Raw genomic sequence first — 22,547 nt, 5'->3', positions numbered from 1 at the left:
CAACATGAATTTTTTTACTGCTGGGAATGGGAAGCTGATTTTTGAGTATAACGGAGAAACCTTACAAATTGAAGCTTGGGGTGAAAACAGTTTACGTATCCGCACCCGGATGATGGGTGAAATACTGGATACGGACTATGCCTTACTGCCTGTTAATGGCGATGCGGAAGCTGCAATTGAGATCGATCATGAAGCTGAAACGGCTTCCATTCAAAACGGGAAGATAACAGCAGTTGTCAGACACTCATGGTGGGATACCCCGGGACGAATTTCATTTTACAATGATAAAGGAGAATTATTGCTTCAGGAAATAGGCGGCGGCGGAGCTCTAAAGCTTCGGTCAAGAGCATTCAAGCCGATTATCGGCGGGGATCATCAATTAACGGTTTCCTTCGCCGGGAATGATGGTGAGAGAATCTACGGTATGGGTCAATACCAACAAGAAACTTTTGATTTGAAAGGCTCCACGCTTGAATTGGCCCACCGTAATTCCCAAGCCAGTGTTCCATTTTTATATTCCAGCAAAGGGTATGGCTTCTTATGGCATAATCCGGCGATTGGAAAAGTGAACTTCGCTAATAATCGAACTGAATGGGTTGCAGAAAGTACAAAACAGCTGGATTATTGGATAACGGCAGGCGATTCACCGGCAGAAATAGAAGCCGCGTACGGAAGAGCGGTTGGTACCGTTCCCATGATGCCTGAATATGGGCTTGGCTTCTGGCAGTGCAAATTAAGATATTATAACCAGGAGCAGCTGCTCAAGGTTGCAAGAGAATATAAGAAAAGAAAGCTGCCTATTGATGTCATCGTAGTGGACTTCTTCCACTGGCCCAAACAGGGAGACTTTAGATTTGAGGAAGAATTTTTCCCTGATCCAAAAGCAATGGTAGATGAGCTGAAATCCATGGGAATCGAATTGATGGTTTCGGTTTGGCCGCAGGTTGACCGTTATAGCGAAAATTTTGATGAAATGCGCCAAAAGGGGTATTTAATTAAAGCTGAAAGGGGAGTCCAAGTTGCCATGATGGATTGGTTCCCTTCCAGTATTTATTTTGATGCGACAAATCCGAAGGCCAGGGAATATGTATGGTCAAAATGCAAGAAGAATTATTATGATTATGGCATCAAGATCTTCTGGCTGGATGAAGCAGAACCGGAATACGATGTATATGACTTTGATAATTATCGCTACGCTATGGGACCTAATGTTCAAATCGGAAATATATACCCGCAGCGTTACTCGAAAACCTTTTTCGACGGCATGCAGGCGGAAGGACAGGACAAAATCGTAAACACGGTTCGCTGCGCTTGGGCAGGCAGCCAACGATATGGCGCGTTAGTGTGGTCGGGAGATATTCATTCTTCATTCGAAGATTTCAGAAGACAAATCGTTGCAGGCCTTCATATGGGCATGGCGGGGATCCCTTGGTGGACGACGGATATCGGAGGCTTTGCAGGGGGTAACCCGGACGATCCCAAATTCCGTGAATTGCTGATCCGATGGTTCCAATGGGGGGCTTTCTGCCCAGTTATGAGACTGCATGGCGATCGCAGGGGTGGCAAGGAAGTATTCAGAAAAGACGGCAGCAAAGCATTAAATACCGGCGGAAACAACGAAGTATGGAGTTTTGGGGATGAGGCTTACGCTATATTGGTAAAATATCTTGAATTGCGGGAGACCTTAAGGGATTATACCCGTGAGTTGATGAAAGAAGCTCATGAACAAGGTGCGCCGGTTATGAGACCGCTCTTCTACGAATTCCAGAATGACGATAAGGTTTGGGAGATGAAAGACGAATACCTGTATGGTCCGGATCTGTTGATCGCCCCCATCCTTTATGAAGGAGCCGTAGCCAGAGAGGTATATCTGCCTGAAGGTGCAAGCTGGACGGATGCACGTACAGGAAGGATCTTCGAAGGCGGACAAACTATCCATGTTGAAGCTCAACTAAGCACGATTCCGGTATTTTTACGGGACGGAAAACAAAAGTATCTGATCGGAAAAATATAATATTCTTTTAGAATGGAAAGGATGACTCTGTTATGGAAGATAACTACAATCTGTTATCGAAGAAGGGAGCTTGGGGAGATCAGGGGGACGGCACCTATGTCAATCCTGTCTTGCCGGGAGATTACAGCGATCCGGATGTGATTCAAGTCGGAGAAGATTATTACTGCATCTCCTCTACATTGCATTGCTCACCGGGGATGGCGGTACTGCATTCCAAAGATCTTGTGAATTGGAGAATGATCGGGCATGTTGTGGATGATTTGACAAGGATCGGCCCGGAATACAATTACGATCGAATGAACCGTTATGGCAGAGGAGTCTGGGCTGGCGCCATACGATTCCACAAGGATAAATATTGGGTGTATTTTTTCACGCCCGATGAAGGATTGTTTATGAGCACGGCTGCCGATCCGGCGGGACCTTGGGAACCGCTTCATCAAGTTTGGGAGGTTAACGGCTGGGACGACTGCTGTCCGTTTTGGGACGATGACGGACAAGGCTACTTTGTTGCCACCCATTTTGCCGATAACTATAATATCCATTTATTTAAATTAAGTGAAGACGGCAAAGAACTGTTGCATGACAGCGATACGATTATTCATCAGCACAAAGGGAGCGAAGCCAATAAGCTCTACAAAATAAACGGAACCTACTATTTTTTCCACAGCGAGGTTGTTCGCCGTGAGGAAGGCATGGAAGTCAGAGTCGTTATGATGTTAAGGGCCGAACATATTTATGGGCCCTATGAGGAAAAGGAGCTTATCCACACGCACGGTACGGATGTAGACCGGGAGCCGAATCAAGGCGGACTTGTCCAGACGGTTTCCGGGGAGTGGTATTTCATTTCGCATCAAGGAACGGGCGGATATTACGAAGGGAGAACGCTTCACTTACTGCCCGTAACGTGGGTTGACGGATGGCCGATCATCGGAAACGATACGGACGGCGACGGAATCGGGGAGATGGTATGGGGAGGCAGGAAGCCAATTAACGGATATCCCACGACGGTTCTTACCACAAATGATGATTTTGACCGACCGGTGCTTGAGCCGTATTGGGAATGGAACCATCAGCCGAGAGCCGACAAATGGTCGTTAGCGGAACGGCCCGGCTATTTGCGCCTACACGCATGCAAACCCGTCGAAAAGGACAATTTTTTTACCGTTTGCAACGTCATTTCACAAAGAGCGTTTAGAACCGTTCACAATACGGCAACTGTTAAAATAGATATCAGCGGCATGGCAGACGGGCAAGAAGCGGGACTTTGCCATTTTGCACAAACCTATTGCAAGATTGGCGTTCAACAAAAGAATGGGACAAGGGTTCTGAAGTTTAACAATTCGGGTACGATTGCGTGGGGGCCGCAACTAACAGTTGGCACCCTTTGGTTAAGGTCCGTGTGGAACATAGACGGAATCAACCGGTTCGAATATAGCGTCGATGGGGACCATTTCACGGGCTTTGGAGACACCTATCAACTGGGGTGGGGGAATTATAGGGGAGATCGGATCGGGTTATACAGCTATAACTACGAGAGTGAACAGGGTTATATGGATATAGACCAATTTTGTTATGAGGTCGCAGGAGCAATGTAAACATGACGAACACACACGGGAGGCTATGATGAAAACGCCATTGTATCGAGACCCTATTTATGACGGAGCAGCGGATCCGGTCGTTATTTGGAATAGAGAAGCCAAGGAATGGTGGATGATTTACACAAACCGCAGGGCAACGGTGGAAGATCGCCAATTTGCCTGGGTGCACGGCACTGATCTAGGCGTTGCTTCATCCAAAGACGGGAACGATTGGGTTTACCGGGGAACGCTCCCGGGGCTGGACATCGAATGGGGAAGAAATACGTTCTGGGCGCCTGAGATTTACTGGCATGAAGGCATTTACCATATGTATGTCACTTATATTCAAGGGGTACCTGAGGATTGGGTAGGTCGGGCGGACATGCTCCATTATACAAGTCCGGATCTCCTCAATTGGACGTTTCAGTCCAGGCTGGTTATCAGCGAGACAAATATTATAGATGCTTGTATTTACCATCTCCCTAACGGCCTGTTCAGAATGTGGTTCAAAGAAGATAACAACACCTACGCCGCCGACAGCAAGGATCTATACCATTGGGAACGTGTAGGGCTGATCATCGAGGGACGGGGACATGAAGGGCCTAATGTCTTTCGGTTCAAAGAATATTATTGGTTAATCGTAGATGAGTGGAGAGGGCAAGGTGTATACCGATCGGATGATTTGATCAAATGGGAACGGAACGGCCTCATTCTCGATCAGCCAGGCTCGAGGGAAGATGACGGCACAATTGGCTTGCATGCGGATGTAGTCTGCTCAGGGGACGAAGCCTATATCTTTTATTTCACCCATCCGGAGAGAGTAACCGGCCAAGAGCCTCCTTCCTACACCTACGGTACACGGCGTTCCTCCATACAAGTAGCCCAATTGGAAGTTGTTGATGGTAAGCTAGTATGCGATCGAGACCGGCCGTTTGAACTGAAGCTTATGCCTCCGACCTGCGAATACGAAGATATGGTATCCGACGGTAATTAGGCGTTTAGAGGGTTGATTATAGGATGTAAATATCAAAAAACAGTATATCAATGCTAGATTACGATATAGGATGACTAAAATATAATGTTAAAATGAAGATTGCATGGCGGAGTCAGAAGATAAAGGCTCTTTGAGGCTTTTTTCCTTAACACATTGATGGAGGAGCCCCGCGATATCTTGCTAGAACTCTATGAGGAAGTACGGTGGAGAATAAATTGAAGTATGTACCGCTTCAGGCTCTGTATGGAAGGAGTTAGCGGCAACTTTTTTGTGAAGAGGAGCGAATCATTTGAAACTGAATTACACGAAACCTGCATCCTGTTGGACAGAGGCGCTTCCGTTAGGAAACGGCCGTATCGGAGCGATGGTATTCGGGGGGATCGAGACCGAACGGTTGCAGCTGAATGAGGATACGTTATGGTCGGGGGAACCGAAGGACGGGACGAACCCGAACGCCCGGAAGGTGCTTCCTGAAATTCGCCGTCTAATTAACGAAGGGAATTATGAGGAAGCGGACGCTCTTTGCAAAAAAGCGATGGGTCCTTATGCGCAATCATATATGCCTTTTGGGGATTTGACCTTACACTTTTATCATGGCGATAATGCCACACAGTACGAACGTTTGCTGGATCTGGAGACGGCGGCAGCATCGGTTCGGTATAGGATCGGCGAAGTCACATACACCCGAACCTGTTTCATTTCCTTCCCGGATCAAACTCTTGTTATGCGGATCGAGGCGGACCGTCCCGGCATGTTGAACTTTACGGCCAAGCTATGGAGTCCGCTCCGGCATCAAACCGGTACCGAGGGCGAACACATCGTGATGAGAGGCAGGGCTCCGGTCCATGTCGACCCGAATTACTATCAGACCAACAATCCGATTCGCTACGGCGAATCCGGCACACGCTTCGATGGAAGGCTTGCTATTCAGACCGAAGATGGCCGCGCTTATGCCGATCATGACGGACTGCATGTCGAATCAGCTACAACCGCGACCATTATTTTTAGCGCAGCAACGAGCTTTCATGGTTTTGACCGTAATCCGGCAGCGGAGGGTGTCGACCCTTCCCAAATCGCAGAGAGACACTTGAACGCGGCTCTTAATAAGACTTATTCAAAGCTTTATGCCTCTCACATTGCCGATTATCGCGTTTTATACGATCGCGTTACCCTTGATTTGGGGCCATCCTACATTCCGGGCGACGTCCCGACAGACATACGCGTTGCCGAATACGGAGTGAAGGACAAGAAACTGGTGGAACTCCTGTTTCAATTCGGCAGGTACCTGCTGATCGCGAGTTCCCGGCCTGGTACGCAGGCGGCGAATTTACAGGGAATTTGGAATAAGGAAACACGGCCGCCCTGGAGCAGCAATTATACGTTAAATATAAACGCGGAAATGAATTATTGGCTCGCGGAGACGTGCAACTTGGCCGAATGCCATGGGCCGCTGCTTGATTTCATCGGCAATTTGGCCAAATCGGGGGCGGAAACCGCGCGCATCAATTATGGCGCCCGCGGCTGGGTCGCGCATCACAACAGCGATATCTGGTGCCATTCCGCGCCGGTAGGAGACTTCGGTAACGGGGACCCCGTTTGGGCGAGCTGGTTCATGGCCGGTCCTTGGCTAAGCCAGCATCTGTGGGAGCATTATGCATTCGGTGGAGATACGTCGTTCCTTCGTGACAACGCCTATCCGATCATGAAGGAAGCGGCTCTCTTCTGCCTGGATTGGCTGCAGGAGGAACCGGACGGTCGGTTGGCCACATCGCCATCCACCTCCCCCGAACATAACTTTGTATTGCCGAACGGCCAAATGGCTGCCGTCAGCAAAGGGGCGACGATGGATCATGCGCTGATCTGGGACTTGTTCACGAACTGCATCCAGGCGACGGAGATACTTGGAATGGACGATAGCTTCCGGGAGGAGCTGGCGGAGGCTAGGTCCAGGCTGCTTCCGTATCAGATCGGCAAATACGGTCAGCTTCAGGAATGGTTTCTTGATTTCGAGGATCAGGATGTGCAGCATCGCCATGTGTCGCATCTGTTCGGCGTTTACCCCGGCTGTCAGTTGACCGCGGAGGCAACGCCGGAGCTGTTCGAAGCGGCGCAGCGCTCGCTCGAACGGCGCAGCGATATCGGCACCGGCTGGAGCCTCGCATGGAAAATCAGCCTGTGGGCACGATTCGGCGACGGAAACCGCACCTTGCAGCTGATCGGGAACGTGCTGAATCTCGTTCACACAGATAGGGGCAGCGTCACAGGCGGCGGCGTCTATCCGAACTTGTTTGGCGCGCATCCGCCGTTTCAGATCGACGGAAATTTCGGCTTTACAGCCGGCGTAGCCGAAATGCTGATGCAGTCTCATACCGGCGCCATCCGTCTGCTGCCTGCTCTTCCCCATGCATGGGAAACCGGCTCAGTCAAAGGACTTCGAGCAAGAGGGGGCTTTGAGATTGATCTTGCCTGGGAGAACAATGCGCTCGTAAAAGCAGAGATTCGTTCGACTCTCGGCGGTCCTTGCCGTGTTGCGGCATCGGTTCCGCTGAAGGTGGAAGCGGACGGCAGAACCGCCCAATTCGAAAGCAACGCATACGGGACGATCGCTTTCGATACGGAGCCCGGATTTATTTATACGGTTAAGCCTTCATATATGTAACGTTTGGACCCGGGTTTGCAAGCCGACCCTGTCCATGCCATCGGAGCAGAAGGCGGCCAGCGTAGGCAATGCAAACCCGCGGCATTTCTAAAAGGTGTAAAAACAAGTTCTTTAACGGGGCTCTCTCTTGGGAAGCCCCTATTTGTATTTGAAGAAGCACAACAATTTCCGAAGAGGTCTAAAGACCGGAGAATATTCCCTGGCCTTCGGATGGTTGATCTCTATGTGGGCTCGGGGTTCTTTTTGAAAGCCCTTTCGAGATTTTTATATGATTTTTGTAACAATTTATGGGGTGATTTCTTATTCATTTATTATCATATAATTAAATTGCATCGTAGCTATTCTTACTCCAGTCTTCAGGAAGAAATTCCATGAGACTATATTAATGGAAGGGGGGAATTCATAAAGTCATTATCGGATCGAAGTTCTTCAGTTGAACTCATTTAAAATTGAAGAGAAATGTGAGACGGAGGGATTGTGCATGTTGTCAATAGTTAAGAGATTCAGGGTCTTTTTGTTAGCCATGGTATTGGTATTTGCAACTGTTATACCCAGTTGGATTCCGTCAGCATCTGCAGAAACAGCCGATTTCACGCAATTGAATGCGTCACAAATTGTTTTTGAAATGGGTGCGGGCTGGAATTTGGGAAACCAGCTTGAACTCAGTTCCAACGGTACACCCAGCGAAAGCATTCCTAATGTCACGCAGGCGTTCATTCAAAGGGTAAAAGCAGCAGGATTTAAAACAATCCGTATCCCTGTTTCGTATTTGAATAAGATAGGGAGTGCACCGAATTATACGATTGATTCTGCATGGCTGAACAGAGTGAAAGCAGTCGTGGACTATGCCTACAACGAGGGTTTGTATGTCATCACCAACATTCATGGAGACGGTTACAATTCAGTCACCGGTTCTTGGCTGCTAGTCAATTCAAACGATCAAACAACGATTAGGGCCAAATATCAAAAAGTCTGGCAGCAGATTGCTAATACGTTTGTCAATTATGATGAGCATTTGATCTTTGAATCCATGAACGAAGAATTTGATGGCACTTATGGCACACCAAACCCCACATACTATTCAAATCTTAACGCTTATAATCAGATCTTCGTCGATACCGTAAGACAAACCGGAGGAAACAATAGCGCAAGATGGCTTCTGATTCCCGGCTGGAACACGAGCATTGATTATACTGTAGGTAATTACGGCTTTGCGCTTCCTACGGACAATTATCGATCTTCTGCCATTCCGAGTTCCGAAAAGAGAATCATGATTTCCGTTCATTATTACTCGCCCTGGGACTTCTGTGGGGAGGAATCCGGCACCATCACCCAATATGGAGCGACGGCGACCAACCCTTCTAAAAAATCAACCTGGGGGCAGGAAGATTATTTGGATTCGCAACTGAAGTCCACGTATGATAAATTCGCAACACAAGGATATCCTGTAGTCATCGGTGAATTCGGTTCCATAGATAAAACAGCCTTTGATTCAACGAATAATACGTATCGTGCGGCATTTGCCAAAGCAGTAAGCACAACAGCCAGGAAATACGGTTCGGTACCGATTATTTGGGATAATGGATGGAATGGATCTTATGGTTTTGGATTGTTTAACAGGTCTACCTATGCGATAACTCAGCAGGGAATTATTGATGCGATCATGAGCGTTATGAACACTCATAAAATGAAGAACGTTGCCACAGGCTTATATATTGACGGCATGGGCCGCACCGCAGACGGCTCGAATGCAGGCCAATGGAGCGCCGGCACCAGCAATAACCAACGATGGATAATGGAATTCTATGGAAGCTATTACAAAATCAAAAATGTTACGACAGGTTTGTATCTTGACGGTATGGGCCGTACCGCAATAGGCTCCATTTGCGGACAGTGGAGAAACAGCACCAGTTGGAACCAGCAGTGGGTATTGGAACCCTACGGAAGCAATTACAGGATAAAGAATGCTTCTACCGGTCTGTATTTGGATGGCGGCGGCAGTACGGCAAACGGTTCCGACTTGAAGCAGTGGAGCAGTGACACCAGTACCAACCTGCAATGGCAGTTTGTTAATCCCTAATTGTAAGGAAGAACAAGATTGTCAGAAAATTGATGGAGGGGTACCTCAATGTCGGATGCAGTGGGTTCCGACGAGGTTAAACCGCTCCATCCATTTCTTTAATCACGATGGTAAGCGTTGACGACTGAATAAACGCAGAGGGTTTATGAACTAAGCTTTATGGATCTAAGAATGCCATAAATACCGTTCAAACCTCCAATGGGTACAAACTTGACCACAACCGATTCTTGATCTGATGCAATCAAATCCGCGGGGATTTCAATTATTTTCTCATAAAATCCCCGAATTCTCTCATTCGGTGAGGTTTCGGTTATCAACAGTTTCCCATCAATCCAGATCTCCAAACTGATGTCTTTGTACCCATATAAGAAGGTGACCGACAGACCGTTCTTTTGTCCGGCCGATACTTTCAATTCATAACTGAACCATCCGTCAGGTTCCGCTCTTCTGCCGTTCAAGCCCTCCCAAGTACCTGCATGGGTAAGCCCGCCCTTGACCTGATGCTCCAGCTCATATTGGTCATTGCCTACCTGTACACTGTCGATAGTAGTCTCTCTGAGGAGCTGCTCCTTATGGCTCTTCTCCAGATGCTCCCGTAAATCATCCGAACCGGCCTCAACCAATTTCCAATAGATCCCGTATCTTTCATTATGCTGCTTATAGTGAGGCGTAAAGACCAGATGATCGTCCTCATCCGTATTTCGGAGCACAAAGGCTAATTCGCCGTTCTTGCGAACGAAATGCTGATCGAATCCGCCTAACCACTCATGGACACTCATACCTTGAGGGGTGATAAAATCTTTCACAAGCATTCGCTTGGTCGGAATACTTACGATAATGCCTGTCCTGGATTCGACCATATCGTCTTTGCCCAATGCGGCGCTTAGTACAACTGGACCGTACTTAAACCCGACCACATGCGGCGCATCCGGTAAGGAGGAGTAAGCGGCTTTCATCGGGATTTGGACATGAACGGTGTCGCCGTTCTTCCAGACCCGTTCGATTAAAGCATAACCATTACTTACCTGCGGTTGAACGGCTTTGCCATTCACAGCAACCGCCATTTCACCTGCAGCCCAATAAGGCACACGCAGATAAATGGACAAACGCTGCTCCTGCTGATCGGTCGTTTCAACGGACAGATGAACCGTATCGGTGAACGGAAGGTCGGTGGTTTGTATAATCTTCACCTTCTGTTCCGACCAATCCAGCTGGCTGCTGACATATTGATTCACGTACAACCGCTGATCCAGTTGGAAATAGATGCTGTCGTTCAATTTCGTGAAGCTTTCCATGCCCGTGCCGGTACAGCACCAAAAATGCTCGAACGGCGAGCTGTAAATCTTAAAATAACCTGTTGCCATCGGCTGGAAATACATCGTCATCCCGGTATCCGGATTCTGGGAAGACAGAATGGCGTTCACATAGGTAGTTTCATAGAAATCGGCGTATTTGACATCCTGCGTTAGCTTGAAAAGTTCTCTCGTCAGCTTCAACATATTGTAGCTGTTGCAGGTTTCGCAAGTGACATCGTTGCGTTTGGCATCCATAAGATCAGGCTCGCCAAAATGCTCGGATTCGCTGTTTCCGCCTGTGATATAGCTGTGGTGATATACCACCATATCCCAGAATCTTGCGGCAGCCTCCCGGTAAAACACTTCGCTTTCTCCTAATGTCAGATAGCGATTCAAGGCTCCTATGAACTTGGGAATCATTGTGTTGGCATGTTTGCCTTTTAATATGTCTTTGCCTTCCCAGATTGCCTCAAACAAGCTAAGCTCATCAAACTGATGGGCCGATTCCAAGTGGCGTTTATTCCCCGTCAATTTGAACAGGTCGTAGAGGCAATCGTTCATGCCGCCATATTCCACAGCCAGTACGGTAGCCTGCAATTCCTTGGACCATTTGGAGGTGCGGTGCGCTACCCAATCCCCCAGTTTATTGACAACGTCATAGGCCGTTTGGTTTCGTGTCCATTCGTAGACATCGATTAGACCGGCGATGATCTTGTGCATCGTATACCATGGAACCCAGGCTGGCTTCCTATTCTCCACATTCTCGAATAGCGTCTCCGGAAACGCCGACAAGTATCCGCTTTCCAGCTGACAGACGGCCAATTCAGTCACGATATACTCCAGCTTTGCAAGCAGCTCTACGCTTTGATTCTGCGAATAAGCCTGTGCACAGGCGGTAAGATAGTGGCCTAAAGTGTGGCCTCTGATCTCCGTATTTTCCCATCCGGGATAGATTCGGGCCTTGGCCGGCAGACCTGCCACTTCACGGAAACCAACCAGCAGACGATCCGCATCATAGCTCGCCAAATAAGCCATTTCCTTCTCGAATGCATTCACATGATAGGCTCCGGTCAACTCTACCCGGTTCATGCCAATATCCTTCAAAGCCCACATACTCGGCGCAGCTTCCTTCATACCAAATCCCTCCGTTAAATAGTAACGTTCTCCGATGGAGACTATATCAAGCTTAGCGTCTTCTGCCGATAGGGTAAATAACATAAGGTTGGATTATGTGTCAAAAAGGAAGGGTTTCATCGCGCCGGCTTTACTATGATCAATTTCAACAGCCTCATAGGACATGGAAATAACTCTATATTTCTGCTATTCTGTTCTTAAGCCAAGTGGGAAAAAGTCTGAAAGGGCAGGGGTCAGTAATATGGTATTGTATCAATTCCGTGTGGATGTACCGGTGGTCATGGATATGACAGGAAAATTTGTATCGCCGACTCCCGAGTGGAAGCACATGAACCGAGTATTGATGAATTACGAGTTATTCATTCAAACCCGCGGAACGATGTACATCTCATGCGGCACAGAGCGCTTCGCCCTTAGGGAAGGGGAGTTCTTGATCATGCCTCCCCGTACGTGGCAATATGGCTACCAAGAGTCCGATTGCAGCTTTTACTGGTTACATTTCTCAACATACGGGCATGAAACGTTTCATGATGCCGTTCACGAGCATGTCTACGAACCGGGAGTTATCGTCCTTCCCCAAACGGGTACGCTGCGCAGTCCCGAAAAGCTCATTGTGATGCTGAAGCAATTGCAGGATTCCATTCGCAGCTACAGGGAACAGACCTTAAACAATTACTTGACCACCAGTATTTTGTGCGAGATTTACAACCAGATGTTTGTGGTCCCAAACCAATCTAAGAAACTGCTAAAACAGCAGCTTTATAATGATATTGTGGACTACATCAAATGGAACCGGCAAGAGAATATAAGAGTTACACACCTTGCTAAACATTTTGGTTATAACGCCAAACATCTCTCCAGCTTATTTTCCTCTATGGCGGGTGTTTCATTAAAGCAATTCATCATGCAAGAAAAAATGGAGGCGGCTAAATTTCTGCTGACGGATACCAATCAAAAGATTAATGAGATTTCTATGCAGCTAGGTTTTCCAGACAGTCATTCATTTACCAAATCCTTCAAGAAAATAACAAGCTTGACTCCAACGGATTACCGGAATGCTTTCGTAAACCGATTACTTTATTATAAATAATGAATGACATTTTATTAATAAAATCTTCGTTTCTTTGTGTTCACAATGTCAAAAAATTCGATAATACTAGGAGGTTTGCGGTAAGCCATTGGAAGTAAGTGATTGATCCGCTGCTGTTGGTGGTGCTGCAGTTGATCAATGGACATATGGCGTGTGGAGCATGAATCAACAATGGCACAAAATGGATGCAGGTAATGGTTATTTAGAAGGACAAATTTTTTGGCTGAGTCAAGGAATCCCTTGTCCTACAAGCCTCGGCGTAGGAAGCTGCGTTATTCTGTTTGGATTGGTTCCATTGAAGATAAAGATGGTCATTTCATTACTTTGCCTTTGACCGCAGGTAAGTGCAAAAAAAACGATAGATTAGTTTTTAGTTTTTCACTATAATAATCTATTATTCCGCCATGGGCGGGCACCTATAATTTAGCATTCGGAATCGAAAAATCCATAAGGGGAGGACTTTATTTTGACAGTACATAATTTCAAATATTCAGGTTATCTTTTGGTGCATTTTATCGGGGAACAGCCTGATGGCGAGCAGGTCTATTTCTCCTACAGTGAGGACGGCCTGCATTGGAAAGACCTGAACAGGGGCTTACCGGTCCTGCATTCAGAATTGGGGGAAAAGGGCGTGAGGGATCCGTTTATCGTTCGCTCGCCCAAGGAGGACAAGTTTTATCTAATTGCCACGGATCTCCGCATTGCAAACGGAAAGGGCTGGGATACTGCGGCGAATGCCGGAAGCCGCGACATTATCGTATGGGAATCCGCCGATCTGGTGCACTGGTCTTCACCATGGGCAGTCACGCTTGGCGTACCGGGCGCCGGCTGCGTCTGGGCGCCAGAGGCCATTTATGACGAAGCCGCAGACGAATTCCTGGTGTTCTGGGCATCCGCGACGCAGGAGCCGCAGGAAATAGAGCGGAAACAAAAAATCTATAGTGCCCGTACAAGGGATTTCCGCAGCTTTACAGCGACTGAAAAGTATATTGAACGGGATAACCACATCATAGACACCACGATCATTGCCCATAATGGTACCTACTACCGTTATTCCAAGGATGAAACGACTAAGAATATCCGGGTCGAAAAAGGCACATCACTGGAAAAAGACTCCTTTACCAATCTGTCCGCTCCGGCTTTGGAGGAATTGTTAGGTGTGGAAGGCCCGCAAATTTACAAGCTGAACGACCGCGAGGAGTGGTGCCTTATTGTGGATCGCTTTGCGGAAGGAAAGGGTTACCTCCCCTTGCTGACCTCCGACCTTGAAAGCGGAGAATTCCGGATTCTGCCGGAAGGGTCGTTCGATTTGGGGAAAACTAAGAAACGCCATGGCGGAGTCCTCCCTATTACCGCTGATGAATGCAGCCGCCTTCTGGCGGCGTTTGGCGACGGCCATCAGGTGCTGCCTGGGCAATTCGCTGACCCGGATCTTGTGAAGTTCGGTGACCGTTATTACCTTTATCCCACAACCGATGGCTTCACGGGCTGGTCGGGCACGCAATTTCATGCGTTTTCTTCGGCTGACATGCGGATTTGGAAAGACGAAGGCGTGATTTTGGATCTTGCGACGGAAGATGTACCCTGGGCTGTCGGCAGCGCATGGGCCCCGGCCATTGCCAGCAAAAACGGTAAATATTACTATTATTTCTGCGGCAAAATGGAAAGCGGAGAGAGCGCCATAGGTGTTGCGGTTGCCGAGACGCCGGCAGGACCGTTTCGCGCGCAGCCGCAGCCGCTTATTACCATGGAACAGACGAAGCGTCTTGATATCGCCATGGGGCAGACCATTGACCCATCCGTCTTTACCCAGGATGACGGTACGGCTTACCTGCTGTTTGGAAATGCACACCCTGCAATTGTCCAGCTCGGCGATGATATGGTAAGCATCATTGAGGATACGATGAAGAATCTTGCCGGACTGCGCGACTTCCGGGAGGCGGTCACTGTTCTGAGGCGCGGTGGGCAGTATCACTTCACGTGGTCCTGTGACGACACCGGCAGCGAGGATTATCACGTGAACTATGGCACGGCGGAGCATCTTTACGGTCCAGTAACTTACCGCTACCCAGTACTTCTCAAAAACAAGGACAAGGACATGCTCGGCACCGCTCATCATTCGATTCTGCAGGAGCCCGGCACTGATAAGTATTGGATTGCTTATCACCGGTTCGTCACGCCACTGACCCGGTTTACACAAGGGAAAGGCTATCACCGAGAAGTCTGCATAGATCCCCTTACCTTCGGAGAAGACGGGTTGATGCAGCAGGTGAAACTGTAGAGGGGATGCTGTGTAAATTAGTGACCATTGTTAATTTTCGGAGAAGGCCCATGCGAAGTGCGTGGGCCTTTGGCGTAACTAAACTTGGTACAACTGGAAAGAGAGGCCTGCCGGTTGCATATAGAATCCCCGTAAATCGGGGATTTTTTTGTCGTTTGCGCTGGTTTAATTTTTTTTAAACGATAATGCCGTGGTAAGCATTTGGTATAATTGAAATTACTGAAGCAGGAAGAGGACTTGCATTTGGGGAATAGAGAGAAGAAAAGTGGTTGCCGAGTGGTAAAAGAATACGAGAGGAAATGAAAATCATGGACCGTTTTCGCAAGCTTAGTCTTACCAGGCAAATCCTTTTTTTGATTTTGATGATGCTGATCATTCTGCTGATTTCCTTCGTCATTTCGAACACAATCGCAGAGCGTATTATTGAGAAGAAGGTCACGGATTCCGTCAGCAAAATTTTACTTCAAGTTGAAGAAAAAACGATGAGCTTTTATTCGGACATGGAGGGCATTTCGACATCTCTTCTTTACAGTCCGACGGTTCAAACTTTCATGAGTTCGAATGATCCCTTATCGATGATCCTGATGAACAATGAAATCATTTCGGTGTTCAGCAACACCATGACTCTAAAAGAAAATATTAGAGGCATCCAGCTTTTCGACAGGGAGGGGACGATGATCGCTAGTATCGGAGCGGGAACCGGCGAATCCGTTCAGATTCCGGTCGAAACGACTAAATATTCCGGGTTATTGACAAATCCGGATACAAACGATACAAGCACCTACTACTCCTTAACCGTGCCCATTTATAATCTTAAAAGTACTCTTGTCAGAGAATACAGGGGGACCAGTGTTTTTGTTATGGATGTTAAAAATTTCAACAAAATATTGGAAGGAGGGAAAATAACAAAACATTCCCGCCTTTTGCTGCTCGATCAGAACAACAAAATCATGGCGAACGAAGGAAATTCCCCCAATTTCGACGCATTCCGTTTAGAGGATTGGAAGAATGATAAACGGTATATCGTTCAGACGATCACGATGCCTCAGACCGGATGGAGGCTGATCAGCGTCATACCGAAAAATGAGCTCCTGCAGGAATTGGATATCGTCAAAAGATTGAATATAGCGACGTATGTGATCGTGTTCTGCATGCTCTTTTTATTCTTAGTTATCTTTTCCAACCGCATTTTAAAACCGATAAAGGCTATCATGGACTTTATGAAGACTTATCCGAAAACAGGACGGGAAAGCCGTTTCAACGTGATATACCATAATGAAATTGGCGTGCTCGCCGTTAATTTGAATAAAATGCTGGACGAAATCGATACCCTCAGTAAAGAAATCCAGCTTACGCAAAAACAAAAGTACGAAATCGAAATCGCCAAAAAGCAGATGGAAATATCCGCATTTCGCAATCAGATTAACCCCCATTTTTTATACAACACACTGGAATGTATACGCGCCATAGCCTTTTATTACAAAGTCCAGGAAATTGCCGATATATCGACATCCTTGTCTAACATGTTCAGATACTCAGTCAAAGGGAACGATTTCGTAACCATCCGGGATGAAATCTCGCATGTGAAAGAATATGCGAAAATCATCGAGTTTCGATTTATGGGAAGAATGCAAGTGGCAATTGAGGCGGATGAGGAATTATTAGAAGTGAAAACGCTTAAAATGCTGCTTCAACCGATTGTGGAAAATGCTGTTTTTCATGGATTGGAGAAAAAAATCGACAACGGCATCGTTCTAATTACGGTGCAAAAGACTGCGCAGAACCAGATTAAATACGAAATCCGAGATAACGGATACGGGATGGAAGATCAGCAGCTTGAGGAACTTTTAAAAAGCCTGCGGCAATTGGATACATCGCCTAGCCATTCGGAGAAAGGTGCTAAACTAGGAATTGGGTTATCCAATATTTATAGGAGAATCAAGCTATTTTACGGTGATGAGGCTGAGATGACCATCCAGAGTAAATTACAAGTGGGTACAACGATTTGTATCACCTTCCCTGTACAGAACCATTCAGAACAACTGGAGGATAGTAATCATGTATAGTGTATTGATTGTTGACGATGAGCCGTGGGTCGCATACGGGATAAAAGCGTTAATTGATTGGGAGAGCTTGGGCTATACCGTGATCGGGGAGGCGTATAACGGGTTAACAGCGCTGGAGACGATTTTAGAAAAAAAACCTGATGTCGTGATATCCGATATTCGAATGCCGGGATTAAACGGGATTGAGCTGTTAGAGCAAATCAACCAGAAGCAGTTGGGTACTAATGTCATTCTGGCTAGCGGCTATGCGGAGTTTGAGTATGCGCAAAAAGCGGTACGGTTCGGCGCCTTTGATTATTTGTTGAAGCAGGTCGACAAGGACAAACTCATCGATACTCTATTGCGGTTAAAAAGCGTGTTGGCGGAGAAACAAAAAGCGTACAAAGGACTGGATTTGTTCTTGGATGATTTATTCGAATTATTTGAATCCGATAACACAATAAAAATCAGCAATTTTTTGGCGAATAAAGGAATAGATTTCGAATATCCCCATTACCGTTTCATTAGTTATTTATATCCGCACTCTACGTTATCCGATGCCGAAGATGGGATTATTGCTAATGACGGGATAAAGTATATCCGCTTTCGTACAGGTCAAAATAAAATCTCCTTTCTATTAAATTATGATGAATTCAAAAACCCGATCTGTTTATTGGACTTCATCTCGGTAAACCTTTCCGATACCCAGTGTATTGGGATAAGCAGTATAGGAGTTTTCTCTACTCCCGTTGCCAAGCTCTATCAGGAATCAGATATTGCTCTGTTCAGTTCTTTCACCCAACAAGGTCAACAGATGATCGAATATAAAGCGGCTGACCTTGCCGCAGCGCAGACGAAAACGATACTTCATATCGAAGTAGCCATTAAAGAACAAAAGCAGGAGCAAATTAATAAAGGACTGGACGAGCTTTGCGAGGAATGCAAGTCTCGGCACATGCTGATCGACCAAATATCCACGATCTACAATCAAATCGTCTCGCTCGTTTATAAATATTACAGCAGCAGCGATGCAATTAACGAAATCGAATATTTGAACTACTACCAAATCGTCCGCTATTATAGCTCGATCGAGCAACTATTCGAAAGGATCAAGGCCATCTTCGAGCAACAAGCCGGCGAAGAGTTGCTGATTTCCAACGAGACGGCGAAGAAGATTATCGATCATATCGATGCCAGCTTTACGGAGGATATTTTACTCGGCGATTTGTCCAAGCAATTTAATATCAGTCTCGGTTATTTAAGCACCCTTATTAAGAAGGAAACGGGAATAACATATACGGATTATGTAACTAACAAGAGGTTGGGCCTGGCAAAAGAACTATTGAACGGCTCTTCGCTATCCGTACATGAGATCGTAGAGCGTGTGGGGTATAAGGATTATTTTCATTTCAACAAATTGTTCAAAAAGCATTACGGTATCACGCCAAGCAAATATCGCAAAATGTAAACGCTATCTGAAATCAACACCAAAATAAAAAACTACAAACATATGATAGAGCGTGATAGCAGGCTATGATGAAGATGTATCAACCAACATATATGAAATAGGGGTGATCGACTATTATGAAATTGAATTTGAAAGTGTTTACAATACTGACGTTGGCCGGGACCGTTGCGCTAACGGGCTGCAGCGCCAACAAATCGGGAAGCGGAAGCAGCGCCGAACCGACGAAAGCGGCCAAAACCGAGACGGGAGCGGCACCGGTTAATGTTAACTGGTTTGTCACAGCAGGAGGCTGGAACCCGCCTCAATGGAGTACGGATTCTGGAACGGTTAATGGCCAAATTACGAAAAAGACCGGGCTCACCTTCAGCTATAACATTCCGGCGCAGGACGGCGACACGAAATTGAGTCTGCTGATGGTTTCATCGTCGGAATTCCCGGACGTCATTACAACTGTAGGTCCGGATATGTCCCAAAAGCTTACTAAGTCGGGCAAGGTTTGGAAATTGGATGAATTCCTTCAGAAATACGATCCGCAGTCGCATTTGCTCAAGGATTTTCCTGCCGATATCAAGAAGCAGCTGGTCAAACGAGATGGCGACTGGTATGCCATTCCGAGCCATATGGCCAGTGACGATCTCAAGAAGCAATTCCCTGCATCAAGCTCTTACTTTGCAGATAAGGCGAAATATGGGGATAACAAAGGTATTTATATCAACACGAATATTCTGAAGCAGGCAGGCCTTTCGCTTGACGATCTGAAAACCGAGGATGGCTTGCTCACGGCGCTCAAAAAGGTTAAGGACATGAACCTGGCTGTTAACGGCCAGTCTGTCATTCCGCTGCAGCTGAGCGGCAAAGGCTATCAGGGCCAGACGCTCCAATTCCTTGAGAGAACTTTTGGCGCCATGCCGATTGACAAAGACGGGAAATACAGAGATATTCTGTTTGCTCCGGAAACCAAGCATGCGTTTGAGTTTTTGTTTAAGACAGCTCAAGGCGGCTATTTCGATCCGGGCCAGATGACCATGGATGATGCGGCTTTTGAGGCCAACCTCCTGGCCGGACGTGTGTTCTGCTTCATCGGGAATGCGGGCAACGGCCATTTTGAAAAGCTGGATTTCTGGGTTTCTCCCGGCGTGATCCTGTCGAACCAAGGCACAAAGCCGGTGTTCGCTCACTATTCCGAACCGGGCGCAGGCTGGATGCAAACCTTTATTTCCAAAACGGCCAAGGAGCCGGAACACTTGGCGAAATGGCTCGACTTTATGACCAGTCCTGAAGGGATGACGCTCGCGCACTATGGCATTGAAGGCGTTCATTACACGAAAAATGACAAAGGTCTTATTGTGAAAACGGATAAAGGCATTCAAGACGTCAAGGACAGCACCAAAACAGGAGTAGACATATTTTGGCAATTCGCCAATATGAGTTATTTTGATCATATGGATCCGGCTCCTACCAAAAGGGAAGGTCCCGACGGATTGGCTCAAATGGAGGCGACTACCGCTTACGGGAGAGCGAAGGAAGTGGTCACATACGAGGGCTCCGTACTGACATTGCCGGGCGAATTCCTGACCCCCGGAGGCAAGAATGTAACGATTAAAACGCAAGAAGAGCAATACATGCTGTCCCAGATTTCCAAGATTATATTGGCGAAGGATCAGGCATCGTTCAACCAGTTCTATGACGAGTTTATCGCCAAGCTGAAGGAATTGAAAGTTCCTGAGCTTGATGCGGGCAAAGACGTAGAGCTTCAGAAGAAGTCGAAAGAAATGGGCGTTACTGTGAAAGGCACTAATTCATAATATGATGATTTGAACGATGATGAGTGCCAAAGTGCGTGTGCTATGCATGCCGCACTTTGGCACTGTCAATGTTTGCCTGGGGGGATTATGATGGCGAAAAGCGCCTATGAGGGACACATCCCGTTAACAAGAGCCAAAAGCAAGAAATCATTCAGACTCGGATATGATCTACGCACCCAGTTGGAGCTCAAGACCATGCTGTGGCCTGCAATCATTCTTATTGCCGTATTCGACTTTGTCCCGATGTATGGGCTGTTGATGGCTTTTAAAGCCTACGATCCCCTTACTGGAGCCAAAGGCATTTTTACGAGTCAATGGAACCATTTTGAGAATTTTATGTCTATTTTCCGGAATTTCGAGTTTTGGCCCATGGTGAAAAATACGCTCGGAATCAATCTCTTTGGGTCACTGATAGGGATCCCGGTAACCCTGATGTTCGCTCTGTTGATGAATGAGATTCGGCATCCCAAGTTCAAAGCATGGATTCAGACCGTTACGTACCTACCGCATTTCCTATCTTGGGTTATTTTTGGCGGATTGTTTATTACGCTGCTCAATTCGGATGGCGGTATCGTGAATTATTTGCTCCTGAAGCTGGGCCTGGTCGATAAGCCGATTCAATTTCTGGGTGATCCCAAATATTTCTGGGGCGTTGCTATCGCGACCAATTTGTTGAAGGAAATAGGCTGGGGCGCCATCTTGTATTTGGCTGCCATTGCGGGCATTGACCAGTCTTTGTATGAGGCTGCGGCGATTGACGGCGCGGGCCGATTCAAACGGATGCTGCACATCACGTTGCCAAGTATTTTGCCTACCGTGATGATTTTGGTCATATTCGCTGTGAGCGGCATGCTGAACAATAACTTTACGCAGATTTACGTTCTGCAAAATACATTGAACTTGCCGGCCAGCCAGGTTATTGATACTTACGTGTATCAAACGGGGCTGAAAGAGTTCCAGTTTGCTGCGGCTACGGCGATCGGTTTGATGAAATCGGTGTTTGCGCTTGCGCTGCTGCTTGGGGCCAACATATTGTCCAAGAAGCTGACAAAATCAGGTTTGTTTTAAGCGTATGCTTCCATAGCGAGTTTTTCGCTTGTATAGAAAATAGGAAGGGAAGCAGCGCGAATAACTTTTAGGAGGCGTCCGGTATGGTCGGAGGCAGGAGCTTAGGAGATCGCATTTTTACTGTATCGAATGTCATCATCATGCTATTTGTGATGCTCTTGACGGTGTATCCGTTTTGGTTTTCTGTCGTCAACTCATTGAATACAGGCGACGATCTTGTGCGAGGACCCATATTTTTATGGCCAAGGGAATTCACATTTGCGAGCTGGGAGACGGTTTTGTCGGACCCGGGTATGCTTAAGGCTGCATGGGTTAGTGGATCGCGGACTGTGATTGTAACGGTAGTCTCAATTCTGTATACAGCAATGTTTTCTTACGCGTTTTCCCGTCCTTATTTGAAGGGCAAATGGTTTTATACCGCAGTTGGATTTACGAGCATGTATTTTGGCGGCGGACTAATTCCTGTATTTATGTTAATGAATTGGCTCGGATTGTATGATAACTACTTGGTTTACATTATCCCCGGCCTTTTCGCCGGATTTTGGAACGTCATTATTTTCAATGCGAATTTCAAGGCGATTCCCGATTCTTTGTTTGAATCGGCCAAAATGGATGGAGCGAATGAGTACACCATATTCTTCCGTCTTGTAATCCCGTTATCAAAGCCGGTTTTGGCTGCCCTTTCGGTTTTCGTAGCTGTCAGTGTTTGGAACGATTACGGAGCGACGCTGTATTTCACCCAATCCGCTAATTTGCAGACACTGCAGTATTTGATATTAAAGCTGATTCAGTCGAGTGCTGCGGCGGAACAGATGGCGAACATGGTAAATGGCACCAATCCCGCTGTCGCAGCGCTCTACTCCAGAGCCCAAGGACAGGGGATAGTGACAGCTAAAACGCTTCAGCTCGCGTCGATGGTCATTGCGTCGATTCCGATGATTATTATATATCCGTTTGCGCAAAAGTTTTTTATTAAAGGCGTTTTGCTTGGTTCCGTAAAAGAATAGTAGAGGGATTTAACGAACGGGCACCGAAAC

At 46.9% G+C, this 22,547-nt stretch carries 13 protein-coding genes; 12 read left to right on the top strand and 1 reads right to left on the bottom strand.

Going from position 1 to position 22,547, the window contains the following annotated elements; all coding sequences use genetic code 11:
- Positions 1-4 precede the first annotated feature (4 nt).
- From ASG93_RS07590 to ASG93_RS07570, 5 genes are all read left to right on the top strand, one after another.
- Positions 5-2,014 carry a TIM-barrel domain-containing protein gene (locus ASG93_RS07590; RefSeq protein ID WP_056830480.1) on the top strand — a complete coding sequence of 670 codons (2,010 nt, stop codon included), beginning with the start codon at positions 5-7 and terminating at the stop codon, positions 2,012-2,014.
- A gap of 32 nt (positions 2,015-2,046) precedes the next feature.
- A complete protein-coding gene (locus ASG93_RS07585) occupies positions 2,047-3,609 on the top strand; it encodes a glycoside hydrolase 43 family protein (RefSeq protein ID WP_082614771.1) in 1,563 nt (520 codons plus the stop codon).
- Between the two features lie 25 nt (positions 3,610-3,634).
- Entirely contained in the window at positions 3,635-4,585 is a 951-nt protein-coding gene (locus ASG93_RS07580; RefSeq protein WP_235550776.1) for a glycosyl hydrolase, read from the top strand.
- A 289-nt stretch (positions 4,586-4,874) separates the two neighbouring features.
- Complete coding sequence (locus ASG93_RS07575) at positions 4,875-7,244, top strand: glycosyl hydrolase family 95 catalytic domain-containing protein (RefSeq protein ID WP_056830476.1); 2,370 nt, start codon at positions 4,875-4,877, stop codon at positions 7,242-7,244.
- Between the two features lie 481 nt (positions 7,245-7,725).
- Positions 7,726-9,324, top strand: coding sequence for a cellulase family glycosylhydrolase (locus tag ASG93_RS07570; RefSeq protein ID WP_156410837.1), 1,599 nt, complete (start codon positions 7,726-7,728; stop codon positions 9,322-9,324).
- Between the two features lie 143 nt (positions 9,325-9,467).
- Here the strand turns inward: ASG93_RS07570 and ASG93_RS07565 are convergent, their stop codons facing one another.
- Positions 9,468-11,753, bottom strand: a complete 2,286-nt coding sequence (locus ASG93_RS07565) for a beta-L-arabinofuranosidase domain-containing protein (protein WP_056830474.1) — start codon at positions 11,751-11,753, stop codon at positions 9,468-9,470.
- Between the two features lie 241 nt (positions 11,754-11,994).
- Between ASG93_RS07565 and ASG93_RS07560 the strand changes: the two genes are divergently transcribed.
- The 7 genes from ASG93_RS07560 to ASG93_RS07530 all read left to right on the top strand — a co-directional run bounded on the left by ASG93_RS07560 (position 11,995) and on the right by ASG93_RS07530 (position 22,517).
- Entirely contained in the window at positions 11,995-12,843 is an 849-nt protein-coding gene (locus ASG93_RS07560) for a helix-turn-helix transcriptional regulator (protein ID WP_056830472.1), read from the top strand.
- Positions 12,844-13,309: 466 nt separating this feature from the next.
- Entirely contained in the window at positions 13,310-15,124 is a 1,815-nt protein-coding gene (locus tag ASG93_RS07555) for a family 43 glycosylhydrolase (RefSeq protein ID WP_056830470.1), read from the top strand.
- Positions 15,125-15,432: 308 nt separating this feature from the next.
- A complete protein-coding gene (locus ASG93_RS07550) occupies positions 15,433-17,190 on the top strand; it encodes a sensor histidine kinase (protein WP_056830468.1) in 1,758 nt (585 codons plus the stop codon).
- Entirely contained in the window at positions 17,183-18,637 is a 1,455-nt protein-coding gene (locus ASG93_RS07545) for a response regulator (RefSeq protein WP_056830465.1), read from the top strand. The genes ASG93_RS07550 and ASG93_RS07545 overlap by 8 nt, the downstream gene beginning before the upstream one ends.
- 116 nt (positions 18,638-18,753) lie before the next feature.
- Positions 18,754-20,442: an extracellular solute-binding protein gene (locus ASG93_RS07540; protein WP_056830463.1), complete on the top strand. Its 1,689-nt coding sequence runs from the start codon at positions 18,754-18,756 to the stop codon at positions 20,440-20,442.
- Positions 20,443-20,529: 87 nt separating this feature from the next.
- Positions 20,530-21,510: an ABC transporter permease gene (locus tag ASG93_RS07535; protein ID WP_063891803.1), complete on the top strand. Its 981-nt coding sequence runs from the start codon at positions 20,530-20,532 to the stop codon at positions 21,508-21,510.
- Positions 21,511-21,593: 83 nt separating this feature from the next.
- Positions 21,594-22,517 (top strand): carbohydrate ABC transporter permease, encoded by a 924-nt coding sequence (locus tag ASG93_RS07530; protein WP_056830460.1) that lies wholly within the window; start codon positions 21,594-21,596, stop codon positions 22,515-22,517.
- Positions 22,518-22,547: the final 30 nt, after the last annotated feature.

Source organism: Paenibacillus sp. Soil787 (assembly GCF_001429545.1).
In the GTDB taxonomy this organism is placed as follows: domain Bacteria; phylum Bacillota; class Bacilli; order Paenibacillales; family NBRC-103111; genus Paenibacillus_E.
The sequence above is the reverse complement of the archived record's forward strand: the minus strand, read 5'-3'. Positions and strand labels throughout refer to the sequence as shown.

Coding starts and splice junctions, on each gene's coding strand:
- ASG93_RS07570 (WP_156410837.1), top strand. CDS start 7,726: ATGTTGTCAATAGTTAAGAGATTCAGGGTCTTTTTGTTAGCCATGGTA.
- ASG93_RS07560 (WP_056830472.1), top strand. CDS start 11,995: ATGGTATTGTATCAATTCCGTGTGGATGTACCGGTGGTCATGGATATG.
- ASG93_RS07585 (WP_082614771.1), top strand. CDS start 2,047: ATGGAAGATAACTACAATCTGTTATCGAAGAAGGGAGCTTGGGGAGAT.
- ASG93_RS07540 (WP_056830463.1), top strand. CDS start 18,754: ATGAAATTGAATTTGAAAGTGTTTACAATACTGACGTTGGCCGGGACC.
- ASG93_RS07545 (WP_056830465.1), top strand. CDS start 17,183: ATGTATAGTGTATTGATTGTTGACGATGAGCCGTGGGTCGCATACGGG.
- ASG93_RS07535 (WP_063891803.1), top strand. CDS start 20,530: ATGATGGCGAAAAGCGCCTATGAGGGACACATCCCGTTAACAAGAGCC.
- ASG93_RS07580 (WP_235550776.1), top strand. CDS start 3,635: ATGATGAAAACGCCATTGTATCGAGACCCTATTTATGACGGAGCAGCG.
- ASG93_RS07530 (WP_056830460.1), top strand. CDS start 21,594: ATGGTCGGAGGCAGGAGCTTAGGAGATCGCATTTTTACTGTATCGAAT.
- ASG93_RS07590 (WP_056830480.1), top strand. CDS start 5: ATGAATTTTTTTACTGCTGGGAATGGGAAGCTGATTTTTGAGTATAAC.
- ASG93_RS07565 (WP_056830474.1), bottom strand. CDS start 11,753: ATGAAGGAAGCTGCGCCGAGTATGTGGGCTTTGAAGGATATTGGCATG.
- ASG93_RS07550 (WP_056830468.1), top strand. CDS start 15,433: ATGGACCGTTTTCGCAAGCTTAGTCTTACCAGGCAAATCCTTTTTTTG.